General features: G+C 45.8%; 22 protein-coding genes. All 22 read right to left on the bottom strand.

The features are described from left to right. Window positions 1–8: 8 nt before the first annotated feature. The 22 genes from hflX to yfmF all read right to left on the bottom strand — a co-directional run bounded on the left by hflX (window position 9) and on the right by yfmF (window position 26022). Window positions 9–1280, bottom strand: coding sequence for a GTPase HflX (hflX, locus tag ACSZLD_RS03330; RefSeq protein WP_444684216.1), 1272 nt, complete (start codon window positions 1278–1280; stop codon window positions 9–11). 69 nt (window positions 1281–1349) lie between these two features. Further along, the gene (hfq, locus tag ACSZLD_RS03325; protein ID WP_377908304.1) at window positions 1350–1595 is read right to left on the bottom strand and encodes an RNA chaperone Hfq; all 246 of its coding nucleotides are present in this window, start codon (window positions 1593–1595) and stop codon (window positions 1350–1352) included. 25 nt (window positions 1596–1620) lie between these two features. After that, window positions 1621–2565, bottom strand: a complete 945-nt coding sequence (gene miaA / locus ACSZLD_RS03320; RefSeq protein ID WP_377908303.1) for a tRNA (adenosine(37)-N6)-dimethylallyltransferase MiaA — start codon at window positions 2563–2565, stop codon at window positions 1621–1623. Beyond that, window positions 2562–3341 (bottom strand): class I SAM-dependent methyltransferase, encoded by a 780-nt coding sequence (locus tag ACSZLD_RS03315; RefSeq protein WP_444684215.1) that lies wholly within the window; start codon window positions 3339–3341, stop codon window positions 2562–2564. The genes miaA and ACSZLD_RS03315 overlap by 4 nt, the downstream gene beginning before the upstream one ends. Continuing rightward, window positions 3341–5185: a DNA mismatch repair endonuclease MutL gene (mutL, locus tag ACSZLD_RS03310; protein WP_444684214.1), complete on the bottom strand. Its 1845-nt coding sequence runs from the start codon at window positions 5183–5185 to the stop codon at window positions 3341–3343. Before mutL ends, ACSZLD_RS03315 begins: the two co-directional genes overlap by 1 nt. After that, window positions 5145–7709, bottom strand: a complete 2565-nt coding sequence (gene mutS / locus ACSZLD_RS03305) for a DNA mismatch repair protein MutS (protein WP_444684213.1) — start codon at window positions 7707–7709, stop codon at window positions 5145–5147. The genes mutL and mutS overlap by 41 nt, the downstream gene beginning before the upstream one ends. Window positions 7710–7790: 81 nt before the next feature. After that, window positions 7791–8210: a YlbF/YmcA family competence regulator gene (locus tag ACSZLD_RS03300; RefSeq protein WP_377908299.1), complete on the bottom strand. Its 420-nt coding sequence runs from the start codon at window positions 8208–8210 to the stop codon at window positions 7791–7793. Beyond that, window positions 8210–9718 carry a tRNA (N6-isopentenyl adenosine(37)-C2)-methylthiotransferase MiaB gene (gene miaB, locus ACSZLD_RS03295; RefSeq protein WP_377908297.1) on the bottom strand — a complete coding sequence of 503 codons (1509 nt, stop codon included), beginning with the start codon at window positions 9716–9718 and terminating at the stop codon, window positions 8210–8212. Before miaB ends, ACSZLD_RS03300 begins: the two co-directional genes overlap by 1 nt. A 359-nt stretch (window positions 9719–10077) precedes the next feature. After that, window positions 10078–11256 (bottom strand): glycine C-acetyltransferase, encoded by a 1179-nt coding sequence (locus ACSZLD_RS03290; RefSeq protein ID WP_444684212.1) that lies wholly within the window; start codon window positions 11254–11256, stop codon window positions 10078–10080. 23 nt (window positions 11257–11279) lie between these two features. Then, window positions 11280–12320: an L-threonine 3-dehydrogenase gene (tdh, locus tag ACSZLD_RS03285; protein ID WP_377908295.1), complete on the bottom strand. Its 1041-nt coding sequence runs from the start codon at window positions 12318–12320 to the stop codon at window positions 11280–11282. 270 nt (window positions 12321–12590) lie between these two features. Beyond that, window positions 12591–12851, bottom strand: a complete 261-nt coding sequence (locus tag ACSZLD_RS03280; RefSeq protein WP_168004577.1) for a stage V sporulation protein S — start codon at window positions 12849–12851, stop codon at window positions 12591–12593. A 199-nt stretch (window positions 12852–13050) separates the two neighbouring features. Beyond that, the gene (locus tag ACSZLD_RS03275) at window positions 13051–13845 is read right to left on the bottom strand and encodes a TIGR00282 family metallophosphoesterase (protein WP_444684211.1); all 795 of its coding nucleotides are present in this window, start codon (window positions 13843–13845) and stop codon (window positions 13051–13053) included. 101 nt (window positions 13846–13946) lie between these two features. Next, window positions 13947–15506 carry a ribonuclease Y gene (rny, locus tag ACSZLD_RS03270; RefSeq protein ID WP_377908293.1) on the bottom strand — a complete coding sequence of 520 codons (1560 nt, stop codon included), beginning with the start codon at window positions 15504–15506 and terminating at the stop codon, window positions 13947–13949. A gap of 639 nt (window positions 15507–16145) precedes the next feature. Then, the gene (recA, locus tag ACSZLD_RS03265) at window positions 16146–17195 is read right to left on the bottom strand and encodes a recombinase RecA (RefSeq protein WP_377908292.1); all 1050 of its coding nucleotides are present in this window, start codon (window positions 17193–17195) and stop codon (window positions 16146–16148) included. Window positions 17196–17341: 146 nt separating this feature from the next. Further along, window positions 17342–18934 (bottom strand): DEAD/DEAH box helicase, encoded by a 1593-nt coding sequence (locus tag ACSZLD_RS03260; RefSeq protein WP_377908291.1) that lies wholly within the window; start codon window positions 18932–18934, stop codon window positions 17342–17344. Window positions 18935–18937: 3 nt separating this feature from the next. Beyond that, window positions 18938–20182, bottom strand: a complete 1245-nt coding sequence (locus tag ACSZLD_RS03255; RefSeq protein WP_444684210.1) for a competence/damage-inducible protein A — start codon at window positions 20180–20182, stop codon at window positions 18938–18940. Between the two features lie 12 nt (window positions 20183–20194). Continuing rightward, on the bottom strand, window positions 20195–20773 hold the full coding sequence (gene pgsA / locus ACSZLD_RS03250; RefSeq protein ID WP_377908289.1) for a CDP-diacylglycerol--glycerol-3-phosphate 3-phosphatidyltransferase: 579 nt from the start codon (window positions 20771–20773) through the stop codon (window positions 20195–20197). A 132-nt stretch (window positions 20774–20905) separates the two neighbouring features. Further along, the gene (locus ACSZLD_RS03245; protein ID WP_377908288.1) at window positions 20906–21829 is read right to left on the bottom strand and encodes a helix-turn-helix domain-containing protein; all 924 of its coding nucleotides are present in this window, start codon (window positions 21827–21829) and stop codon (window positions 20906–20908) included. Window positions 21830–21873: 44 nt separating this feature from the next. Then, on the bottom strand, window positions 21874–22638 hold the full coding sequence (locus ACSZLD_RS03240) for a DUF3388 domain-containing protein (RefSeq protein WP_168004584.1): 765 nt from the start codon (window positions 22636–22638) through the stop codon (window positions 21874–21876). A gap of 108 nt (window positions 22639–22746) precedes the next feature. Beyond that, a complete protein-coding gene (gene ymfI / locus ACSZLD_RS03235; protein ID WP_444684209.1) occupies window positions 22747–23460 on the bottom strand; it encodes an elongation factor P 5-aminopentanone reductase in 714 nt (237 codons plus the stop codon). Beyond that, window positions 23457–24758: an EF-P 5-aminopentanol modification-associated protein YfmH gene (yfmH, locus tag ACSZLD_RS03230; protein ID WP_444684208.1), complete on the bottom strand. Its 1302-nt coding sequence runs from the start codon at window positions 24756–24758 to the stop codon at window positions 23457–23459. The genes ymfI and yfmH overlap by 4 nt, the downstream gene beginning before the upstream one ends. Before the next feature lie 4 nt (window positions 24759–24762). Beyond that, complete coding sequence (gene yfmF, locus ACSZLD_RS03225) at window positions 24763–26022, bottom strand: EF-P 5-aminopentanol modification-associated protein YfmF (RefSeq protein WP_444684207.1); 1260 nt, start codon at window positions 26020–26022, stop codon at window positions 24763–24765. Window positions 26023–26025: the final 3 nt, after the last annotated feature.

Genomic DNA, 26025 nt, shown 5'->3' with positions numbered 1-26025 from the left:
ACAGCCGGTTAAGTCTCCGGCTTTTCCCTCCTCTTTCTCATCACTTCATTGGCTATAGCCGTCTCGGCAGGTGCGTAGCCAGAAAATTCATATTCATCGGTCGTTTCATTGAAAGTTTCATTCGTAACAATTGTTTCCTGTTTTAATCGATGCAGAAATTTACCTTCCGAAGCTGCAAAGCGGACGACGTAAGGAAGAAATTGTGCCTTCAGCTGCTGCTCAAGTTTTTGAAACAGAAGCGCAATATCATGGGGATCCTTTGCGCTGACTGCAATTGAGTTTCCGGAACCTGCTGACGGAACATGAGGTCCTTTTATTAGATCTTTTTTGTTATAAACCGTCATTGCAGGTACAGTCCCAGCGCCAAGCTCGTCTAACAGCGAATGTACCGAAGCTTCATGGTTGTCAGCATCTGCGTGAGAAGCGTCTACAATATGCAGGAGAAAGTCCGCTTCCTTCACTTCTTCAAGAGTTGATCGGAATGCGGCTATGAGCGTTGTCGGCAGTTGTTGAATAAAACCAACTGTATCGGTTAATAAGAACTGAAATCCTGAAGGCAGCTTGACTTTTCTCGACAGCGGGTCCAGTGTCGCAAACAGCTTATCCTCTATAAACGTTTCGCTTTTTGCCAACTGTTCAAGCAACGTCGATTTACCGGCATTCGTGTAGCCTACCAGGGCGATTTGAAAGACCTCTTTTTCTTTCCGGTTTTCCCTGTAGCGCGAACGGTGGCTTGTCACTTCATTCAGCCTGCGTCTAAGCTCGGCCATCCGGCTTCGTATATGGCGCTGGTCGGTCTCGAGCTTCGTTTCACCAGGCCCACGTGTTCCAATTCCGCCTCCAAGTCGCGAAAGGGACGTTCCCTGGCCTCGCAGCCTCGGCAGCGTATAGCTTAACTGTGCAAGTTCAACTTGCAGCTGACCTTCTCTGGAATTGGCCCTTTGAGCAAATATATCCAAAATCAACTGCGTTCGATCAATGACTGCAGCTGGCAGAGCTGCAGTCAGGTTTCGCAGCTGCGTTGGCGAAAGTTCATCATTGAAGATGATGAGCCCGGCTTCATGCTCTTCGGCTGCTGCTGAAAGCTCCTCCACTTTTCCTGGACCTATGTATGTTGCTGCACGAGGTGCCTTTAACGTCTGAATGACCCTGGCCACCGGTTTTCCCCCTGCAGTTTCTGTCAGAGCCGAAAGCTCATCCATCCGGTAGTCGAATGATTGTTCACTTTGCTGCTGCTTACGTACACCTGTTAATATGACCGTTTCGTAATGACTTGTCATTCTCCGCCTCCTTTAAAGCTGACCTGCAGAAAAAAACCCGGCATGAACCATTCATCCGGGCTCTCTTCATTAAGACGAGGGAGCAGGTTTATCCTGATTAAACTGGACGTTCCTTTGAGGGGAAAAAGTAGAAATGGCGTGTTTATAAACGAGCTGCTGTTTTCCATCTGTGTCGAGTATAACGGTGAAGTTATCAAAGCTTTTAACAAGTCCACGCAGCTGAAAGCCGTTCAGCAGGAAAACGGTAACCGGAATGCTTTCTTTACGCAGTTGATTAAGAAACTGGTCCTGAATATTAACTGGCTGCTGTTTCATATTGCTCTTCCCCCTCCTGAATAAATCAGAATGATTGTCTTGGCGGACCGGCAAAACGGGAGATCTCACCGATAACCGCTTTTTCTCTTTCTTCCCTGTCCCCGCTCAAATCAAACCACGTTACTGGCAGCTTATTCCGAAACCAAGTAAGCTGCCGCTTTGCGAATCTGCGCGTATTCTGCTTTAGCTGATTGAGGCAAGCATCCAACTCCTGTTCACCGCGAATATAAGGGAACAGCTCTTTATAACCGATGGCCTGGGAAGCCTGCGCATTCATTCCGCATTCCGCATAAAGCTTTTCAGCTTCCTCTATAAGACCGGATGCAGCCATCAGCTCAACACGTCTGTTGATCCGGTCGTATAAAACCTCGCGATCATGAGCGAGGCCGCAAAGTAAAAAGCGGTAAGGACTTTCCTTTGCAATTTCTTCTATGCTGGATACGGGCGCTCCCGTTACTGCATTAATTTCAAGCATTCGAATGACTCGCTTTACATTATGAGGATGCACTGTTTCTGCTCCAGCAGGGTCCGTTTCTTTCAATTCTTTATATAGAGCGGCCCCACCGTATTTATGAGCTTGATCTTCAAGCTTCTTTCTGACTTCGGGGTCAGAATCGGCGGAAGAAAACTGATAGCCGTAAAGCAGACTCTGAATATAAAGTCCTGTTCCTCCGCATAGAATTGGCGTTTTACCTCTGCTGCGAATATCTCGAATCGCGTCTGCTGCCCCCTGCTGAAAATCGGCTGCCGAAAATGATCCGCACATAGGCACAACATCGATCAGGTGATGAGGAATTTGCAGCAGCTCTTTTTCAGTCGGTTTTGCTGTTCCAACGTTCAGACCTCGATAGATCTGCATCGAATCTCCGCTTATAATCTCGCCATCAACTTCCGCCGCAGCTTTTAACGCAAGCTCTGTTTTTCCTGAAGCTGTCGGTCCCGCTATAATAATCAGTGTTTCTTTTTTCACTTTAACTCATCCCCGCAATCTATATAGCCGTAGTGAAATGAGGCGTGCTTCCGGTAAAGCCGCTTGAAGCCCAATTGATCAAAACGACTGCTTGTATAATGATCTTTGAGAATGAGTCTGCTGGCTGCGACCCGTTCCGCCTCTTTTATAAAGTGAAGGTCCGGCTCCCCATGATCAGCAAATTCCCGCAGCGGGTCGATTGCCGCGGATGAAGACACCGGTTTGTCAAACATAGGATCCAGATAAACATAGTCAAACTGATTATCTTCACACGTCTTTAGAAATGCTTCGGCACGAGCATTTATGAGCTTGATTCGTTTTGCTGCGTCGTTAAATGGAGCATCCAGCTTCTCAGCCATGTGAATACTTTCATGCATTAAAATATAAATCGGCCAGCTGCTTTCAAGCGCCGTTATGTTAGCGCCATTCCATGCCATCAGCAGACTGTCGCTGCCCATACCAAATGTACAGTCAAGAACGTCGGCACCGCTTATTTCGGGCATAAGACGAATCAATGGGTCCAAGCTGCCGTTTTGCTGATCGTGCACTCTTAAATGAGCTGAACTCGGATGGAAGGTCAGCGGCCGTGTATTTTCCGCTGCATAGAGACGAAGGCTGCCGCCCCCAGCAAGAAATGCCGGACGTGCACGCACGGTGTTGGAAAAAGAGCCGTGCCTTTCACAGAATTCCAAGCCGTATCGATGTGCAAAATTCTCCGCGTACGGCCGGTACCGTTCAGCGTTTTTTCTGCCGGTTGTTACAACGGGGATGTCCATCAGTTCATCACCCGCTTAAACATTTTTTCTATTTCATATGTGGAGAAATGAATCATCACCGGGCGGCCATGCGGACATGTATAAGGGGCTTCACATTTTCTCCATTGCTCCAGCAGCCCTTGCATCTGCGTGTGAGGAAGACTGTGGTTAGCTTTAATGGATGCTTTACAAGCAAGCAGTGCTGCTGCGTCATTTCGAAAAATGGAAAGATCAATTTTACCTGATTTTGTCACGTAATCAATCAGCTCATAGACCGCTCTTTCTTCGCCGCCTTTGGGAAACCAAGTGGGACATTCCCGAACAAGGTAAGATGAAGTTCCAAACGGTTCCAAATAGATACCCGATTCTTCAAGCTGGGTACGATATTCGTTCACAGCCGCAGCTTCCCGCGCGGCTAAATCAATTGTAATCGGAACCAGCAATGTTTTCAGTTCTCTTGCGGGTGAAGCGAGTTTTTTTAAGTAATACTCATAGTTGATCCGTTCCTGAGCTGCGTGCTGGTCGACCAAGTACATGCCGGTTTCATTTTGACCGATAATATACGTTCCGTGTAATTGACCAACGACCTCCAGCGATGGAACTGAGGGCTCAGGGAAGTCTTGCGGTTCAAGGAACTTACCGTCCTTTTGAGCATGTTCTGCGCGCTCCTCTTTTTCTGAAGAGTTCGATTCAGGGGATGGACCGGACATCTCGTCAAAATCGGTTGTTGACTCAGTCGTTTTAGAAATAGATGCCTCTCTCGCCGGCTCGCGCACAGCATCTGATTTAGCAGTTTCTTCTGGATAAAAAGAAAGCGGTATCGCTTCCGACTGCTGTTTTCGCATCGAATGTGCAGCATGTGTGACGGTAGGGATTAAATCAGTTTTTTGCCACAGTTTCACTATTTCCTGCTTCATAAAATGGGCTAGCTCTGTTTCTTTACTAAGCCTTACTTCAAGCTTCGACGGATGAACATTTACATCGATTAGTGAAGGATCCAGTGTAATATGCACACAAATAATAGGATAGCGTCCGATAGGCAGAAGTGATTTATACCCTTCCAATATGGCACGGACGACTACCTGACTTTTTACAAATCTGCCATTCATAATGACGGTAATATAAGACCTGCCGGCTCTAGCATGCTCCGGGAGGGCTGCGCAGCCCTTTATTTCAAAATCAGCATTCGATGCGTGAAACTCTTTCATCGACACAGCTGTCCGTGAGCCGTATACATGTCTCATGACGTTTAATAATTTTCCATCGCCTGGTGTTGAAAATTGCTTTTTCCCATTATGAAAAAGCTCAAATCTCGTTTCGGGATGAGCCAATGCCATTCGGTTGATGACATCGGAGATATGCCCTGCTTCTGTCAAAACACTCTTCAAATGCTTCAATCGGGCGGGAGTGCGGTGAAAAAGCTTCTGAACTGTAATATCCGTTCCTCTGCGCGGTGCAGCGGGCTTTCGTTCCTTCAGGATACCATCGCGATACAGCAAAGTTTCCCCATCTTCTCCTTCATCTGACGTTGTCATCTGCAGTTCAGAAACAGAGGCGATACTTGGAAGAGCTTCCCCGCGAAAACCCAGCGAGCGGATTCGAAATAAATCTCTGTCCGATTGAATTTTACTTGTTGCATGGCGTTCAAACGCGGTCTCACGATCCTCGCGTGAGATGCCTTGTCCATCATCCATGACCCGCAGACGGCTGATGCCTCCTTCGTCTGCTTCCACGCGGATGGAAGCTGCAGAAGCATCAATAGCATTTTCTACTAGCTCTTTCACGATAGAAGCAGGTCGTTCTACAACTTCACCCGCTGCAATTTTATCTGCGAGCAGGCTGTCCAGCTTCTGAATGCGCTTCATTCTCATCCTCCCCCTTTATTTGACGCTGCAGCTTGTCTAAATACGTTACCGCTTCGATCGGTGTCATGTGAAGGAGATCGACCTTTTTCAGCTCTTCCAGCACGGGGTGTTCGGTTTCCGCTTCCGGAAACAGTGAAAGCTGCTCCACCTGCTGCGTTTCCTTCGTACGTTTACGATTTCGTTTTTCAAAGGTCCGTAATATATCATCTGCTCTTCGAATCAGTTCATCCGGCAGCCCGGCAAGTCGCGCTACGTGAATTCCATAACTTTTATCGGCAGGACCTTGCTGAATGCGGTGCAGAAATGTCAGCACCCCGTTATCTTCACGAGCAGTTGCATGGACATTTTCTAGACGGCTCAATTTCTCAGCAAGCACTGTAAGCTCGTGGTAATGAGTAGAGAAAAGCGTGACTGCCCCGATTCGATTGTGAATGTACTCGATAACGGACTGAGCGAGTGCCATTCCGTCGTAAGTCGATGTCCCTCTTCCGATTTCATCGAGCAATATCAAGCTTCGAGACGTCGCTTCATCGACTGCACGCCTCGTTTCATTCATTTCTACCATAAATGTACTCTGCCCGGAGGCAAGATCATCCGCTGCGCCGATTCGAGTAAATATGTGATCGAATAAAGGAAGCTCTGCCTGATCAGCCGGAACAAAAGAACCTGCTTGAGCCATAATGACAATCAATGCCAGCTGACGCATGTACGTACTTTTACCAGCCATATTCGGACCCGTAATCAGCAGCATATCCTGCTCAGAGGTTAGTTGAAAATCATTTTCGATATAAGCACCGGCATCAATTACAGATTCAACCACCGGGTGTCTCGACCTTGAAAGTGAGATGTTTTTTTTCTGGTTAAACACAGGCTTTACATAGTGATGCTGTTCAGCTGCTTCAGCAAAACTTTGAAGCACGTCCAGGGAACTTACTGACAAAGCGGCAGACTGCAGCTGGGGAATGAATGTTTTAACATGATTCCGAATAGCTGTAAACAGCTCATATTCCAGTCGTCCGCTTTTATCTTCCGCTTCAAGAATCACTTTTTCTTTTTCTTTTAATTCAGGTGTGACATAACGCTCCGCGTTTGAAAGCGTTTGTTTACGTTCGTACCGGCCTTCTGGTAAATGATTTATATTAGCTTTCGAAACTTCTATATAATACCCAAATACTTTATTAAAGCCGATTTTTAATGACTTAATGCCTGTGGCCTGCCTCTCCTTTGCTTCGAGCGAGGCGATCCAGCTTCTGCCGTTTGTCATAGCGTCTCTGTATTGATCCAGCTGCTGATCGTATCCATCCTTTATGACGCTGCCTTCCGTAATGGAAACCGGCGCCGTTTCCGAAATGCTCGATTCGAGCAGTTCAATCAGCTCATCCGGCGGAACCATTTCAGCAGCCAGCCTGGAAGCTGGCCCGCACTCAAGCGAGGTGAGGACACTTGCAAGCGGCTGCAGCTGCTGCAACGATTTTTTCAGCTGCAGCAGTTCACGGCCGTTTACTGTACCAAATGAGATCCTGCCGCTTAATCGTTCCAAATCGTACACGTGCTTGAGCAGTTCTCTGATTTGATCACGCTCCAGAAACCGATCCAAAAGCTTTTCTGTAAGCAGATGTCTCTCTTCAGCATCCGACTGACTGTACAACGGCTTTTCGAGCCACCGCTTCAGCCTGCGTGTCCCCATAGCAGTCTGCGTATAATCGAGCACACCGAACAATGAGCCCGCCTTGCTTCTGTCTCTCATCGTTTCTGTAATTTCCAAATTACGTTTCGAGTAATGATCGATTTGTAAGTATCGGGACGGCGTATATTCTGCAAATCTCTGCAGGTGTTCAAGGCTCCTTTTTGCGGTCTGATACAGGTAGGAGGTCAGCAGGGAAGCTCCTGCCTGCAAGTCTTCCGGTAGCTCCGCTGCCTCATCAGCCGTGTCAGCTGGCGCCGGCAAATGTGTAATAAATGCCTCAGTGCGCTCATTTATTATTTCGGAAAGAGAGCTTCCTTCTAACAGAATAACCTCTTTTGGACTGTACGAAAGCAGCTCTTCAACCGCTCTGGTGACAGTTCCAGCTCTGCATGCATAGGCTTCACCCGTTGTTAAATCTGCTGCAAATACGGAATACGCTGCGGCCTCTCCAGTCATAGCGGCGACATACTGATTGCGGGCATCTTGAAGACCATTCCCCATAATCGTGCCAGGAGTGATAATCTGCACAACTTCACGTCGAACGACACCCTTTGCCGTTTGAGGATCCTCTGTTTGTTCACAAAGAGCAACTTTATATCCTTTTGATACGAGCGTATTAATGTACTGTTCTGCCGAATGGTGCGGAACTCCGCACATTGGTACGGCTTCCTCACCTTTCCCTCTTTTTGTCAATGTAATTTCCAGTTCTTTTGCTGCCAGGTCCGCATCCTCGAAGAAAAGCTCATAAAAATCTCCGAGACGGAAAAATAAAAATGCATCCGCGTGCTTTTCTTTTATAGCTAAGTACTGCTTCATCATCGGAGTTGTCTGTACCATACTATCAACCTTCCGTATGTATCGTGATATAAAAACTGCTGTTCATGCCCCCTTAGAGGCTGAACAGCAGTCAGCAGCGGATCAGCACCCGTCTGAGAAGGGACTTTTCGTCGTTGTGCCTTTCAAAACGTCTCCGCCGGTAGATTCAATAATTTTCTGCGTGACTGTATTAGAGATTGTATTACTCACCATTTGCAAAAGTTCATTCACTTCCATTTGGGACTGCTTGAACTCCTGTACGAGTGGAATGTTATCAAGTTCATCTTGAAGAGCATCTATTTTTTCGTCTGTTGCCTTCAAGGCTTCTGTTTTATCGTAATGCTTTAGGTTAACCGCTTCTTTTTGCAGGGATTTAATTTTAGCGATAATTTCCTGAACGCGCAGGTGGTCGTTGATTTGCAGTTCCGCACGCTTGAAGAAATCCACTTCCTCGGTTTCCGAAATCTTCTCTGCCAGATTTCGCGCCTCATTCATGATGTCTTTCTTTGTGTAGTTACTCATCAATTATTCACCTCTGCCAAAGCAGCTGCCTCTCCGTTTAGGGACCAGGTTTTTGCTTCTGTAATTTGAACGTCCACAAGCCGGCCGATCCATTCTTTTGGACCTTTAAAGTTAACGAGCTTGTTCGTACGTGTTCTTCCGCTTAGTACATCCGGATTCTTTTTGCTTTCTCCCTCAACCAGTACTTCCATGACCTGGCCTTCGCAAGCTTTGTTTTTCTCAGCTGATAATCTGTTAACCAGTTCATTCAGACGGGCGAGACGCTGGCGCTTCACATCATGCGGAACATTATCCTGCATCTTCGCAGCCGGTGTTCCATCTCTTGGAGAATAGATATACGTAAAAGCGCTGTCGTACTCCATTTCTTCAACAAGAGACAGCGTCTCTTCGAATTGCTCCTCCGTTTCGTTTGGAAATCCAACGATAATATCTGTTGTAAATGAAGCATGAGGAATAGCGGCTTTAATTTTTTGAGCCAGCTCAACGTACGATTCACGAGTATATTTCCGTGCCATCAGCTTTAAAACAGCATTGCTTCCACTTTGTACGGGCAGATGAATATGCTCAACCAAGTTTCCGCCTTTAGAAAGGACGTCGATTAAATGATCATCAAAATCTCGCGGATGACTGGTGGTGAATCTCACCCTCGGGATATCGATTTTACGAATTTCATCCATCAAATCCCCTAAGCCATAGTCAAGATCTGCTAAGTCTTTTCCGTAAGCATTAACATTTTGTCCAAGCAGCGTAATCTCTTTATAACCATTTCTGGCTAAGTGCCGGACTTCTTCAATGATGTCTTCCGGTCGTCTGCTCCGCTCTTTTCCTCGTGTATAAGGCACGATACAGTACGTACAGAATTTATCACAGCCGTACATAATGTTCACCCAGCCCTGAATTTTACCTTTACGCGCTCTGGGCATGTTCTCAATAATGTCGCCTTCTTTTGACCATACTTCAATGACCATTTCCTTGCTCATGACCGCTTGTTCGATAAGCTGCGGGAGTCGGTGTATATTATGCGTGCCAAAAATTAAGTCTATCTGCTGGTGCTTTTCAAGGATACGGTTTACTACGGATTCTTCCTGAGACATACAGCCGCATACCCCTATAATCAGCCCTGGGTTATCACGCTTCAAACTTTTCAGGTGCCCAATCTCTCCAAATACCTTATTTTCAGCATTTTCCCGGATGGCACATGTATTGATTAAAATGACGTCTGCTTCATCTACAGAAGCCGTTGATTGAAAGCCCATATTCATAAGTATTCCGGCCATATTTTCCGAATCATGCTCATTCATCTGGCATCCGTAAGTACGGATAAGAAACTTCTTACCCGATCCGATTCCCTGCATGGAGTCCGGCACTTCAAAGTCATAATGTATTTCAACATTTTCTTTTCCACGCTTTTTCGCCTGCTTCAAATCCGGCGGACGGTATGTGGTTTGAAAATACTGGGAATAATCTTTTTCCTGGCCCAGTTGTTTCTTTTTTTGTTCTTCATTCATAGGATGCATAGCTCCTTTATTTAAGTAGACTGTCAACCTATAATTATAAACGGTTGTCGAATGAAGGACAAGCCTTTCACTCAGGTTTTACCATTGTGTAATCGATCACAAGACAAAAAGGACCCGGCACGATGGCAGGGCCTCTCAATAGGTGAACCTGTGTTTCTATTTAGTCAAATAAAAGTACCAGTATCCTCTTTAACCTGCGTGTGACCTATCCAGCATTCAAAAGCACCGTATAGAAGCCATTGCAAACAGCAGACCAGAAAGCCGAATTCGTTTAAGCGTCTGCGGATCATGATACGTTATTCACCATTAAACATGTCTGCTGTAGTGAAAGATAATACACTGACAGCCTGTTACTTAATGATACCGAGTTCTTTGCCTGCCTTTTTAAAAGCTTTCAGCGCTTCATCCAGTGTGCTTCGGCGGTGCTCAGCTGTTACGATGGTTCTCACTCGGGCCTGGCCTTTTGCTACTGTTGGAAAAGCAATTCCTTGAGCGAAAACTCCGTACTCGCGAAGTTTATCTGAGAATTCATGAGACCTGCGCTCGTCGCCGACCATCACAGGTGTAATTGGGGTTTCGCTTAGTCCAATATCAAAGCCTAATTTCTTCAAACCTTTTTTCAAGTAATTCGTATTATCCCATAGCTTTTCAATCAGCTCCGGCTCTTCAATCAAAACGTCAATAGCTTCACTGCAAGCTGCTGTGACAGCAGGGGGATGGGACGTGCTGAACAGGAACGGTCGCCCTTTTTGAATCAAATAATCTCTTACAGCCTGCGTACTGGCAATATAGCCTCCGAGTACACCGACAGCTTTACTAAGCGTTCCAACCTGAATGTGAACACGGCCGTTTAGATCAAAGTGGTCAACAGTACCTCGTCCATTACGGCCTAAAACGCCACTTGCATGGGCATCATCTACCATGATCATCGCGTCATATTTTTCACAAAGTTCGACGATTTTTGGCAGTGGTGCAATGTTGCCGTCCATAGAAAATACTCCATCTGTCACAACAAGCCGGCTTCTATAGTCACTTGAAGCCTGCAGGGCTTCTTCCAGACTCTTCATGTCAACGTGCTTATATATTTTGCGGTCTGCTTTCGTCAGGCGGATTCCATCAATAATCGAGGCATGATTCAATTCATCGGAGATAACGACATCCTCTTTAGACAGGATCGAAGCAAGCACAGCCTGATTGGCCGTAAAACCGGATTGCAGAACGAGTGTTGCTTCCGTATGCTTAAAATCAGCAAGCTTCTCTTCAAAGTCGTTGTGCATGTTAAAAGTTCCGGCAATCGTTCTGACAGACCCGGTTCCGGCGCCATATTTTTCAACCGCTTTAACGGCTGCCAGCTTCAATCTGGGGTGGGTGGTGAGACCTAAATAATTGTTTGAAGAAAGCTGGATCAATTCGCGCCCATCGATCGTTACTTTTTCAGCCTGTTCCGATTCAATTGGTACAAGTTCACGAAATGTTCCAGCATCTTTCATATCTTGCAGTTCTCGTTCAATATGTTCAAAGCCTTTCATCATTAAAGCACTCCTTTTCTATTCTACGGGTGTAATACGACTTTACCACATTTTCCTTGCAGCATGAGATCAAAGCCTTTTTCAAAGTCTTCGAGTGGGAAACGGTGGGTAATGATCGAAGCGGCATCCATCTTTCCGGAACGAAGCAGACCGGCCGTCTGCTGCCACGTTTGAAACATTTTTCTTCCGGTAATCCCCTGCACCGTTAATCCCTTGAATACAATGTCATTGGTAATGTCAATCTCTACAGGTCTGACGGGTAAGCTCAAGATAGAAATTCTACCGCCATTGGTAGCCATTTTAAAACCCTGATTCATCGCCACTGGATGACCGCTCATTTCACATACGATGTCGACTCCTCTGCCGCCAGTCATCTTCTTAATATAGTGAACCGGATCCTGCTCTAGCGGATTTATCGTAAAATCTGCACCTTGTGACTGTGCTAATCCAAGCCGGTACGGATTGAGATCTATTGCAAATACTTCTGCTGCTCCAGCTGCTTTTGCAACAGCACAAGCCATCAATCCAATAGGTCCGCATCCAATCACAGCAGCTGTTTTACCAGCTGTTTCGCCCGCAAGCACTGTGTGAACGGCGTTTCCCATCGGTTCTTGAATACTGGCTTTGTCCCAAGGGAGAGACTTCTCGTTTTGCCAAATATTTTCTTCCGGCAATACTACATATTCGGCAAAGCAGCCGTCCCGGTCTACCCCAATAATCTCCGTCTTCTCGCAAATGTGAGCATTCCCGCTCATGCACTGCGGGCACCTCCCGCAGACAATATGGGTTTCAGCAGACACATGATCCCCAACCTGAACACTTTTTACAAGGCTCCCTGTTTCCACGACTTCTCCAGAGAATTCATGACCAAAAATATAAGGTGGCTTGACCCGGCTGGCTGACCACTCATCCCATTCGTAAATATGTACGTCTGTTCCGCAAATAGAGGTTGCTCTCACTTTAATTAATACATCCTGTGCTCCACATGAAGGTACAGGTACCTCTTTTAAAACAGCACCTCGAGCTTTATCCTGTTTCACAACCGCTTTCATTGTTTTTGTCATAACGTCCCTCCTCACATCTTGCTTTATCGTACCATGAAATAATGTGTCTCACAAGCGTACAGTCTGCTATATGAGGACAGTCTTTTCAAATCATGGACAACCGCGTTAACCAGTGAAAAGGAACAAAGAAAATACCGCTTCGATGATGCTTCAAACGTACCTTTAATCAAGATCCTGTTTCACTGCTCTTTTTTCGAACAGCGATCTTATACTAGGTTTTTTACATAAGAAAACCCGGACATGGCATCTGTCCGGGTGGAACTGCGCGTATTATCGTGGCTCGACAATCAACTTTATTGCCGTTCGTTCATCACCATCAATAGTGATATCCGTAAAGGCTGGGACGCATATTAAATCGATGCCGCTTGGCGCCACAAAACCTCTTGCGATTGCCACTGCTTTAATTGACTGGTTGAGAGCGCCTGCTCCGATCGCCTGTATTTCAGCAGTCCCCCGTTCACGAATGACGCCTGCAAGTGCGCCTGCAACGGAATTAGGATTAGATTTAGCAGAAACTTTTAAAATTTCCATGTAGGGACCTCCTTTTAAATAGTAAACGTTATTTAGTACGGCTCAAATTAGCTGGTTGGAGACTGAAGCTTTATATCTTTCTAATCATGTACCACTTTCTGCCCCGTTGCTAAACCTCTATTTAAATGGCTTCTGCTTCGTCCCGCTGTATATGATAACCTTATTAGGTTTGATGCATCGTTTCTCTGCCTTCGGCTCTCTAATCAAAAAAAGGCTTATCATCATTTATTTGAATTGGTTTGATAGACGTCGCTTTTCCGCCAGCCTGGTCTACTTCTATGAAAACACCGTTTAGCTGCGTTTTTCCTTCTTCCACCTCAAACCGGGCAGGCAGCTGCGTCAAAAATCGGTTTAGAACCGCTTCCCGCTTCATACCTAATATGCCATCATAGGGTCCTGTCATACCTGCATCAGCTTGAAATGCTGTACCTCCCGGTAATATACGGCTGTCGTTAGTAGGTACATGCGTATGCGTACCGATCACAGCTGTACATCTGCCATCAAGATACCAGGCAAGCGCCTGTTTTTCACTCGTGGCTTCTGCGTGGAAATCAATAAATATGACAGGAGCGTGTTGTTTTGCTTCTTCAATAAGCCGATCTGCAGCGTGGAAGGGATTATCAAGGGGCGGGAGAAAAGTAGTCCCCTGCAAATTGATCACAACAGCCTTATTTTTACCTTTCCCGATCACTTTTAATCCGCTTCCTGGTGTCCCGGAAGGAAAATTGGCCGGTCGGACAAGATAATCTGCTTCTTCAATAAACTCAAAAATATCCTTTTTGTCCCACGTGTGATTACCCATTGTAAGTACGTCTGCTCCAGCTTGAAGCAATTCATGATAAATCTTTTTTGTAATCCCTTTTCCGTGTGCTGCATTTTCAGCGTTAACAATCGTATGATCTGGACGGTACTTCGCCTTAAGCTTCGGCAAGTATTCACCAAGCATTTCTCTGCCGGGAGACCCGACGATATCGCCGATAAATAATATTTTCATCCTCTTCCTCCTCTGCTGACGGCATGAACGTGCAGCTTTATTATCATCCAAGAAAAAAAGACCGCCATACAGAGCGGTGCTCCGCGGTCGGTCTATTTTTACTACTTTGCATATTCAACCGCTCTTGTTTCTCGAATCACGGTAACTTTAATGTGACCCGGATAGTCAAGCTCGTCTTCAATACGCTTCGTAATGTCTCTCGCCAGCCGGTAAGAATCTTCATCAGAGATAGTATCCGGTCTGACCATAATTCGAATTTCGCGTCCAGCTTGAATAGCATAGGTTTTTTCAACACCATCAAACGACTCTGAAATTTCTTCGAGCTTTTCCAGTCGTTTAATGTAAGTTTCAAGCGTTTCACGTCTGGCTCCCGGACGTGCCGCCGAAAGTGCATCCGCAGCTGCGACGAGAGTCGCAATAACGGAAGTGGCTTCTGTATCACCGTGGTGAGAGGCAATACTGTTAATAACGACCGGATGTTCCTTGTACTTAGTACCGAGCTCCACTCCGATTTCTACATGGCTTCCTTCCACTTCATGATCAATGGCTTTACCAAGATCATGCAGCAGGCCGGCACGTCGGGCAAGCTGTACATCTTCTCCCAATTCTGCAGCCATAATTCCGCTTAAATGAGCTACTTCTACAGAATGCTTCAGTACATTCTGACCATAGCTCGTACGGAATTTAAGACGCCCGAGTATTTTAATAAGATCCGGATGTAGATTATGAATTCCCATTTCAAATGTCGTCTGTTCACCGTATTCCCGAATCATCTCATCTACTTCGCGACGTGATTTTTCAACGGTTTCTTCGATACGGGCGGGATGAATTCTGCCGTCCTGGACCAGCTTTTCCAGAGAGGCTTTGGCAATTTCCCTTCTGATCGGATCAAATCCGGATAAAATGACAGCTTCCGGTGTATCATCAATGATCAAATCAATCCCGGTCAATGTTTCTAAAGCACGGATGTTACGGCCTTCCCTGCCGATAATCCGTCCCTTCATCTCATCGTTTGGAAGATTGACGACGGAAACAGTAGTTTCCGCTACATGATCTGCGGCGCATCGCTGTACAGCAAGCGAGAGAATTTCACGGGCGTTTTTGTCCGCTTCTTCTTTTGCTCTCGTCATGTAGTCTTTAACAAGAACGGCTTTCTCATGAGTCAGCTCATTCTCCATTGTTTCCATAATAATGTCACGGGCTTCATCCTTCGTAAATCCGGATATACGTTCGAGCTCCTGCTGCTGCCTGTTAACAAGCTCCTCGACTTTGCTATTCATGTCGTCGACTTCTTGCTGTCGCTCCGACAGCTGCTGCTCCCGTACTTCCAAAGACTGTTCTTTTTTGTCTACAGATTCACTTCTGCGATCCAGAACTTCTTCTTTCTGGACGAGACGGTTTTCCTGCTTTTGAACGTCGTTCCGACGGTCGCGCAGTTCCTGTTCAGCTTCCAGACGAATTTTATGTGCTTCGTCTTTTGCTTCCAGGACAGCTTCTTTACGGCTGGCTTCCGCCTCCCGTTTCGCATCATCTATCGTCTGTTTCGCTAGCATTTCCGCACTGGAAATTTTCGCTTCAGCAATAGATTTACGCACAAAATATCCAACAAAGAACACGGTTACTGCAGTGAATAGCAAAATGAGGATTTGTGTCGTAGTCACGCTTGACTCACCTCCTCACAGCTATTTCTGTAGTAGTACTGTTTCATCAAATAAAACAAATTATAGGGTAGTAGCACGATTTCACAAAAAATCCAGGTAAAATGGATTCCGACGCTTTGCAAAAACGTGTACTCGTTAATTGTATGCTTCATTCTTAGTCCTGTCAAGCTTTGGAAAAGTGAGGAAACGCTGCTGCGAAGCGAGTTTGAGCACTTTTTTCAGTGGATTGATTCAACTGTTTTACTTTACGTTTTCTTCTGTTGCTGAAATAACAGCATCTTTCAACCGAGATCGATAGACGGGGCAAAAATAGACGTTCTTTGTTTACCTTCGCAGTTATCTGCCGCTCCATTCTCCCGTCAGTTCATTCGCTTAGTAGATAGGGCTAATTCCTTTTTTAACCGTTTGATTCCTTCCAAAACTGGTTAGTGATTGATACATTCAGCTTCAGGAAGCTGCCGTCTGCAGCTGCTATATTCAACTTGATGGTGAGTCGAAATAGCCGAACTGGTTCATGAGTGATACAGTGTATCATCACATAAGCATGATTCGATCTGATTCATTGACTCTGTGTACAGAAAGAGAACCGCTGCGTGTTTACAGCGGTTCTCTTATAAAGCTCAGTTTATCAACAGTGTTTTATTTCAAATCAAGCGTATCTTCCTGCTCCTCTGGATCTTCAGGAGCCGGCACTTCGATTGGTTCCAGCAACCCATGATGTTCACGAATCTTTCTGTCAATTTCCTGCATGACATCATCATTTTCTTTAAGATACTGCTTCGCATTTTCGCGACCTTGTCCCATACGCTCCTCGTTATACGAATACCATGCGCCGCTCTTTTGAATAATATCAAGTTCAGAGGCGATATCGATTAATGATCCTTCCCGTGAAATACCTTCCCCGTACATAATGTCCACTTCAGCTGTACGGAAAGGAGGAGCTACTTTATTTTTAACTACTTTAATTTTCGTTTTATTACCAATCATCTCATTGCCCTGTTTCAAGGTTTCTGCCCGTCGTACTTCAAGGCGCACAGAGGAGTAGAACTTCAGGGCGCGTCCGCCTGGCGTTGTTTCAGGATTTCCGAACATAACCCCGACTTTTTCACGGATCTGGTTAATAAACATAGCAATTGTGTTCGACTTGGATACAGCACCAGAAAGCTTACGAAGCGCCTGAGACATAAGACGTGCCTGCAGACCGACGTGACTGTCTCCCATTTCGCCCTCTATCTCTGCTTTTGGTACAAGTGCTGCTACGGAATCGACTACGATCATATCGACAGCGCCGCTTCGAACAAGCGCCTCTGCGATTTCGAGAGCCTGTTCCCCTGTATCAGGCTGTGACAGCAGCAGTTCATCAATATTAACACCCAGCTTCTGAGCATAAACCGGATCAAGCGCGTGTTCTGCATCAATAAAAGCAGCCTGACCGCCATTCCGCTGCACTTCTGCAATTGCATGCAGCGCTACTGTTGTTTTACCAGACGATTCCGGTCCATATACTTCAATCACTCGGCCTCGCGGATACCCGCCGACTCCGAGGGCAATATCCAGTGCGAGCGTTCCGCTGGAAATAGTGGAAACACGGCGGTCCGTCTGCTCTCCGAGTTTCATAATGGACCCTTTACCGAACTGCTTTTCAATTTGCTTAAGCGCCATATCAAGCGCCTGTTTACGATCTGACACGTGAACATCTCTCCTTTGAGTGGTCTATTCAAACGTCCGGCAGAACTGCTCCGGCCGGCGTACTGCAAACACCCGTTCGCTACTTATCAGTATATAGAAATCAGGCCGCCCCGTCAAATGAAAACGGGGCGGCCAATAGAATTAATTTATTTTCGGCTCGGGCGCGGCTTTGCCGGCTCCAAATTGATTTTTGCACCGCCGACGCGGGCATATTTCAGGCCTTCGTATACAAAAGGAGCGGACTCCTGAGGAACTTCCATAAATGTGAAGTTCTCAAAAATGTCAATTTTCCCGATTACTTTCGGGCTGATCCCAACGAGTCTGGAAACATCGTCTACCAGTTTTTTAGGTGTCATATCGACATTACGGCCAACGTTGATGAAAAACCGCGTCATGCCTTTCTGGGCTCCAGTTTCCCCAAAATCGTAACCTGCTGAAGTTGTTTTCTCATCATGGCTGTAAAAAGCAAGCTTCATAAGAGAGCTGACAACTTTATCGGCAGGATATTCGCTTAGAAGTTCTGCAACCAATTCAGCATAAAGCGCGTCATCCTGCTCATTATCCTCAATCAGTTCTACAATTTGATGCTTCCATGCTGCTTGCTGCTTTTCCACAACTTCTTCGATGGATGGGATGCCTTTTGCAGGAATTTGCGATTTGATTTCTCGTTCGATCGAACGAAGATGTTTCATTTCTCTAGGCGTCACAAGAGTAATGGCAATTCCTTCCTTACCTGCACGACCAGTCCGGCCAATACGATGGACGTAGCTTTCCGGATCCTGTGGAATATCAAAGTTAATAACGTGAGACACGTTTTGAACATCGATTCCTCTGGCAGCAACGTCCGTTGCAATCAGGAATTCAATTGTACCTTTGCGGAACTTTCTCATAACAACGTCCCGCTGGGACTGCGTGAGATCGCCGTGAAGTCCGTCGGCAGCATATCCTCTTGCCTGCAGAGATTCCGTAAGTTCGGCCACACCTTTTTTTGTACGGCAAAAGATAATTCCAAGCTCAGGCGTCTCGCTGTCGATAATTCGGCAAAGCGAATCAAGCTTGTTTTTATCAAGAACTTTGTAATAAACCTGTTCGATTAATGGAGCAGTCATTTCGCCCTTATCAATCGTAATGTGTTCAGGATTATTCATATAGCGTGAGGAAAGCTTGCGGATTGCCGGAGGCATCGTCGCTGAGAAGAGCAGACTCTGGCGCTCCGTATTCGCATTTTGAAGAATCTTTTCAATATCATCAATAAATCCCATATCCAGCATTTCATCCGCTTCGTCGAGAACCAGCTTGCTTAAGCGGTCAAGCTTCAGCGTACCGCGGTTAATGTGGTCAAGAACTCGTCCTGGAGTTCCAACAACAACCTGGACACCCCGCTTGAGCGATTTAATCTGATGACCAATAGACTGTCCACCGTATACCGGCAGCGTCTGAACTTTGTTGAATTTAGAAAGCTTTTGGAATTCACCGGCAACTTGAATCGCCAGTTCTCTTGTCGGCGTTAAGATAAGTGCCTGTACATGCTTTTGCTTGGCATTAATATCGTTAATAAGCGGGATCCCGAATGCTGCAGTTTTTCCAGTACCAGTCTGAGCTTGACCAATTACGTCGCGCCCTCCCAAAATTACTGGAATTACTTTTTCCTGAATTGGAGACGGTGCTTCAAATCCCATCTCTTTTGTTGCTTTTTTTAAACTTGAGCTAATTTCAAATTCATCGAACTTCATTACCATTATTCATCCACCTTTTTTATTTCGTAACTCTTGAAACAATAAATAAAGACCTTGTTTCACCGCGTACGTACGAATTCTGTTTCTGCTGCCCCCGATATTTACAAAGTGTGAAACCGTTTTGTCAGGGGTCGCTATGCCAATAAACATCTGTCCAGGTTCATATCCTTCGAGAGGATCAGGCCCTGCCGCACCTGTAAAGCTGATTCCGTAGTCAGAGCTAAATACGCGACGGCATCCGTCCGCCATCGCCTCGGCGCATTCTGCGCTGACTGCTCCGTGTTCTTCAAGAAGTGTTTCTGATATCCCGAGCGTCTGCATCTTGGCTTCATTACTATAACATACGATTCCGCCGGGGAAAATCATAGATGCTCCGGAAAAGGAGGTCATTGTATCTGCAAACAGCCCGCCTGTAAGGCTTTCGGCTGCACTAATACTTTTTTCTAGTTCACGCAGAAGTTCAGCTGTGACCTGCTCAATCTGGCTGTCGCCTTCGCCGTAGCAATAATTTCCGACTCTTGCGAATATCTTCTCCTTTAGCTCGCGAAGCATTTCTTCGTTTGTTTCTTTGGAAGGGCCGCGCACAGTCAAACGAAGTGCTACTTCACCGTCAGAAGCAAGAGGTGCAATCGTTGGATTTGTTTGGTTGGTGATCAGATCATCCAATTTTTCGGTTAATTGAGATTCTCCAATTTCGTAAAAACGTAAAACATCTGACTGAATTTGCTGATCTTCCATTCCGTTACGCAGCTTTGGCAGCGCATACCGCATAAACATTGTTTTTAACTCTCTCGGAGGTCCGGGAAGCAGCAGAAACTGCTTTCCCTGATGCTCTAAGAACGAACCGCAGGCGAGCCCTTCATCATTTGGGAGGACATCAGCGCCTTTGAGGGACAGCGCCTGCTTTTTATTGGACTCCGAAACACCCCGGCCACGGGCCTCAAAAAACGATTTCAGCTTATCGAGTGATTCTTCATCCACTTTAAGCGGGAGTCCAGTAAATGCAGAGAGTGCATCTCTCGTTAAATCGTCTCTTGTTGGCCCAAGCCCGCCGGTCAAAATGATAATATCAGACCTCTCGGCAGCCGTTTGAATGACATTTTTCAAGCGTTCCTCATTATCACCTGCGGTCTGGCGGAAGTAGACATTGATCCCGGCCTCAGATAATTGTCTGGATAAAAACGTTGCGTTCGTATCATCAATTTGTCCGAGCAAAAGCTCGGTCCCGACTGCAATTATTTCTGCATTCATAGTGATATCCTCCTAATCCGAAGACGTTAAAACGTGTTTGTTCTTCACGAAGTAGTCCACACCTGAAAAAACAGTCAATACAACAGCAGTATAAATCATGATCGTGTCGAACGGTATGCCTGCTAATTCAAAAAGAACATTATGAAGCAGCACGGCGGAAGCAGCAACAATCTGACTGACCGTTTTCCACTTCCCCCATATGCTTGCAGCGATTACTTCGCCGGATCCGGAAGCGACCAGCCGAAGTCCAGTTACAGCAAACTCTCTGCTCAAAATAACAACAGCAGCCCAAGCAGGAAACATATCCATTCCTGTTAATCCGACAAAGGCGGCTGTGATCAGCAGTTTGTCAGCCAGCGGATCCAGAAACTTGCCCATATTCGTTACTAAATTGTATTTTCTCGCATAAAATCCGTCCAGCCAATCTGTAGCCGCTGCAACAATAAAAACGAGCGCAGCCAGAAAATGGGAAACTGGAATTTCAGCTCCCAGAAGCATAAACGTTCCCCAGCCAAAATCTATCAGCAGAAATATCATAAAAACAGGAATAAGAAAAATGCGTGAAATAGTGATTCTATTAGGTATATTCATTACGATCCTCCTGTTCCACGACCTGAACGACTATGAGCCTTACTCATCTTAACAGACAATGGAAGTATTTGCGAATCTATCATAAAAGAGGAAAAAGTCCGTCCGGACGCTACCGGAGCCGGACCTTTCCGCCTATGAATTATCCTGTTGAATGATGATTCTCTGATGGTGATCTTCTGATTCATAAATCAATTCTTCTCCGTTAATCAGAAGCTCAGCTGTTACCGTACTTCCCATGTTAAACATGATTTCCTCATGGTCGCTGAAGTCAAAGCTTTCCGAATCTCCATCGGCATGCTCTTGCTGATAAAGCTCTTCTCCTTCTTCGTCGAGAATCTGGATCCAGCTCGGACCTGAGAAGCTCAGTTCGACGTCAAACTCGTCGGCTTGAAGCGTATACGTATAGCTGTTTCCCTCAGACCCCTCAAATGCCAGCTCCGAGCCTGCATCTGAATCCTCAGGCTCGTTGAGTCCATCATTGTCGACATTGTTGTTTCCATTGTTTCCATTGTTTCCGTTGTTTTCAGCAGGATCCGTTTCATTGTTCTCATTAGCTTCGCTATTCTCATTTTCAGCAGCATTTTCTTCATTTTCAGGTATGCTGTCATCCACATTTACAGCTTGCTCTGATTCAGGATCGACCGGGGCTGCTTCGTTATCCTGATTAAAAAGCCATACTGCGAAACCAACTGCACCAATAAATAAAATAGCGAGAAGCGTCGGCACAAGTGAAGAGAAGGCTGATTTTTTCGTACCTGATGAGGAGGAGGCTCTCGTCCGGGCGGTTCTTGGTGGAAGTTCCTGTACTTCGCTTCGTTTCGGTTTAGGGAGCTCAGACTCGTGCTCTTCAAATATTTTGTTCGGATCAAGCCCAACCGCTTCTGAATAGCTCTTCACGAAAGCCCGCGAATAAAACTCTCCAGGCATTTTGGAAAAATCGCCTTCTTCAATTGCTTCCAAATACCGCTTTTGAATCTTTGTAAGCTGCTGAAGCTCGTCAAGAGAATATCCTTTTTCGAGTCTAGCAGACTGCAGTCTTGTTCCTAGTTCTGACACGGTACACACCTACTAACTTCATTTAATATACCCTCCTCTTTCATTTAAAAAGAGGAATAATCCTGTTCAACCTGTTCATAGGAAATGACTTGATTCTCATCACTTCTCAGCTCAATGATGTAGTCAAAATCATCAAGCGTGTATTCAGTTGTCCTTACAAAGATGTCAGGATGCTCTACAACTTTCGTGGCTGGGAGACGCATCATTTCCGACACGAGCATACGGTGGCGTTCAGAGCCTCTCATCGTTGACACGATTCCATCGATGATATATATATTATCTTCCAGCATTTCATCATCGGCAAGCTGGCTCCGCATCGTTTGCTTCAGCATAGTGGACGATAAGAAAGACCATTTCCTGTTCGCACACACACTTGCAGCGACCACTGATTCCGTTTTTCCTACTCTCGGCATCCCGCGTATGCCGATAAGCCGGTGTCCTTCTTTCATAAACAATTCTGCCATAAAGTCTACGAGAATCCCGAGCTCGTCCCGTACAAACCGGAATACCTTCTTCTCGTCTTCATCCCGTTCAATATAGCGCCCATGCCGCACGGCAAGCCTGTCCCGCAGCTTTGGTTCTCTTATTTTCCGTAAAGTGATAATATCCATCGTTTCCAAAATAAATGTCAGCCGCTTGATCGCCTCGTCACTTTTGCTGAGAATAAGCATGCCTCTTCTTCTATGTTCAACCCCGTTAATGGTTAAAATATTAATGCTCAGCATACCAAGCAGAGAGGCTATTTCTCCAAGCAGCCCGGGACGATTTTCGTGAATTTGATATTCCAGGTACCATTCTTTTCTTTCCATCCGGTATTCCCCCTTCACAAGGAGTACTGACGAGCATTCCAGGCTAATTTCATCATAATCGATTGAAACGCTGTTGAAAAGTAGTTATTTCCATATACGGCACCAACTTTACGTATGCCACCCGCCATTGACGTGAATAATCTGACCGTTCATGTAGGATGACTGTTCAGAGGCCAGAAATTTTACTGCTTGTGCTATTTCTTCGGGTCTTCCGAGTCTGTCGGCCGGAATTTCTTCCTGAATCATTTGCTTTTCTTCTTCCGTATAAACCGACAGCATAGCTGTATCTACAGCACCTGGAGCTACAGCATTTACTTGGATATTGCTTGCTGCAAGCTCTTTGCCGAGTGATTTTACCAGTCCATGCTGTGCTGCTTTCACCGTGGAATAAACCGTTTCCATTGCTGCACCCGTTTCACCCCAAATGGAGCTGATAAAAATGATCTTTCCCTCCCGCCGTTTAATCATGTGAGGGGTTATCTGCTTCAAGAACAAGACGGGGCTTTTACATGCTACGTTAAACGCAGCTGTCCAATCAGATGCATCAGTATCCTGAAACAGAGCGGGTGATGAATATCCGGCACAGTGCAAAAATACGTGAATATGCTCAGCCGGGAATGGCGGCAAATCCTTATCGATTGACAGATCATGCTGATAAACAGCTACTTTGGTAACAGCAGAGAGCTTCTCAGCGGTTTGCTCGAGCAGGTCTTTGTTTACATGACAATGCAGGAGCAGCCGGAACTGAGGGGCTAATGCTGCTGCGCACGCTCTGCCAATAGCTCCAGATGCACCTGTTATAAAGGCTGTCGGACGATTCACCCGGCTGCTTCCTCGCCTGCAGGAATCACTTTAGACACGGTCATCTGGTTATCGAATTCCAGTGTAGACTCCAACAGTTTCTCAATGTAGCTGAGTTGAAGAGATTCCAAAACTGGAACGACCTCGAAAAGATTCATCCCATTAAAATAATACCTGGTAAATTGGTTGGCAATGTACTCGGGTGAATTTAGGGCACGCAGAAAAAAGCCAATTTTCTTTTTTTTCAATCGCTCAAAATGAGCTGCTTCCACCCCGTTTTGTTTCAGAACAGAAAGTTCATGCTTTAATGCCTGAACGAGATCATCCGGTCTTGACGTTTCTCCGCCAGCAGCGAGAAAACCAAATTCTTTCTCAGACGTGTAATCAAAACTGAAGCTTTCGTTGATCAGCCCTTCTGCGTACATCCGCTGATAAGCCGGTGAACTTCCGCCAAATGCAAGCTCCAGCATGAGCTGCATACCCAGCTCATGCTGCAGCAGGTCTCTGCCTTCGAGCCCCGTTGAAGGCTGTTTAATCCCAATTAAACATCTTGGCGTCTGCACGGACAGTGGAATAACAGCTTCTGCCTCATTAACTTCATTCGGTTCGTCCGGAAGGATTCTCTGTGGCGGGTTTGCTTTAGCAAATCGCTTAGCCGACTGATTACTGCGAATGAGCGTCATCATTTTCTTCGGTTCCAAATTTCCTACTACAAAGAGGACCATATTCGATGGGTGGTAAAAGCTCTCGTAGCACGTGTATAAATCATCTTTTGTAATTTGATGAATCGAGTCTACGGTTCCAGCTATATCGATTTGTACGGGGTGACGCTGGTACATGCCTTTTAAGAGACCGAAAAAATTTTGCCAATCCGGATTGTCTTCGTACATTTTAATTTCCTGTTCGATGATCCCCTTTTCCTTTTCTACAGACTCATCTGTAAAATAAGGCTTTTGAACAAAATCGAGAAGGGTCGTCAGATTTTTCTCTACGTTTGCAGTCGCAGAAAATAAATAAGCCGTTCGCGTGAAGCTTGTGAATGCATTCGCAGATGCTCCCTGTGCAGAAAACTCTTGAAAGACATCACCTTCTTCACTTTCAAACATTTTATGCTCCAGAAAATGGGCAATTCCATCCGGAACAGTTTTTTCACTGCCATCACCAGCAATAAAATGATTATCAATAGAACCGTAATTAGCTGTTAGCGTAGCATACGTTTTATGAAACCCGGATTTAGGCAGCAGAAATACGTCAAGCCCGTTATCCAGTTTTTCATAATAAAGCTGTTCCTGAAGCTGATCAAAGCTGATTTTTTCCATTTTGTCACCCTTTCCCGTGCAAGAAGTATATCGTATCAAGCTCAAGGGAGGCCGCCGCAGCTTTTACGTCTGCTGACTGAACTTTATCAATTTCGGTGATCCAGCTGCCTGCATCCCAATCCTCACCAATCAGCGCACCGTGATATTCAAGCTCAACTCTGCCGCGCGGAGAATCCATCGTTTCCAGCAGCTGATTCCGCAGCACGGCCTTTGACTTAGCTACATCCTCCTCAGAAAACTCCCCGTTCTTTAAGTCATCAAGCTGCTGCAAGATGATCGACAATGCTTTATCGTACTGAGCTGTTTCAATACCTGCCATTACAATTACTAAACCTTTATGACTTTCCACTCTGGAGGCTGCATAATATGCCAGGCTTTCTTTTTCCCTTACATTTGTAAAAAGCTTGGAATGTGGAGCACCGCCAAACAGACTGTTCATAACCTGCAAGGCAAAATAGCGTTTGCTGCCGAAAACAACCGGCGTTCGGAAACCAAGATGAAGTTTGGCCTGGCTGATTTCATCAGTTTCTTTTACTTCGCGCACTTTTTCAGGCTTTTTAAATTCAGTTTGCAAAGGTGCCAGCGGCCTGCTGCTGAACTGCATAAACTGCTCCACATACTGTATAATTTCCTGCTCCCGAACATCGCCTACAACGTATAAATCAATGCTGCTGTCTTTTAAGAGCGCCTGATGCGCTTCGGCAAGCGATTTACCTGTAATCGCTTCAAGCTGCTGCTCATAGCCGAGCACAGGCAGAGAATAAGGTTCTCCTTCACACATCTCTTCAGCGAGACGTTTGTTGGCATAACGCATTTTGTCATCTTTAACGCCTGCAAGCTTTTGAGCGTGATTCCGTTTTTCTTCCTGAACTGGAGTGTCGGGGAACGCCCCCTTTTCATTCAAGTTTGGATAAAGGGCTACGGAAGCGAGCATTTGAACCGCACGCTCTGTCAACGGCACTGCTTCATTTAAAAACTTCTCGTTCGCTACCTCCAGCTTGAATGATAAAATATGATGCTCACCCTTTTTGACTGCATCCGCTGTAAGATGTGCACCGTACATTTCCTCTAATGCTGCTTGAATAATTTCCCGAGACGGAAAATGTCTGCTCCCACGTTCCAGCACTGAAGGCAGCAGCGCTTTTTCTGTTAAATACTCTTTTTGGAGCGGTGTGCGCAAGTGCAGCACAAAGGTCGTAGTTTTAAACGTTATGCTCGGTATAACCGTTGTACGCACCGGCTTTGTTTTATTTGCTTCTGGCATAAT

Origin of the sequence: Alkalicoccus luteus (assembly GCF_052061695.1) — a bacterium.
GTDB lineage: Bacteria > Bacillota > Bacilli > Bacillales > Salisediminibacteriaceae > Alkalicoccus > Alkalicoccus luteus.
Note: the sequence above shows the minus strand (reverse complement) of the source record. Positions and strands in the feature narration are given on the sequence as shown.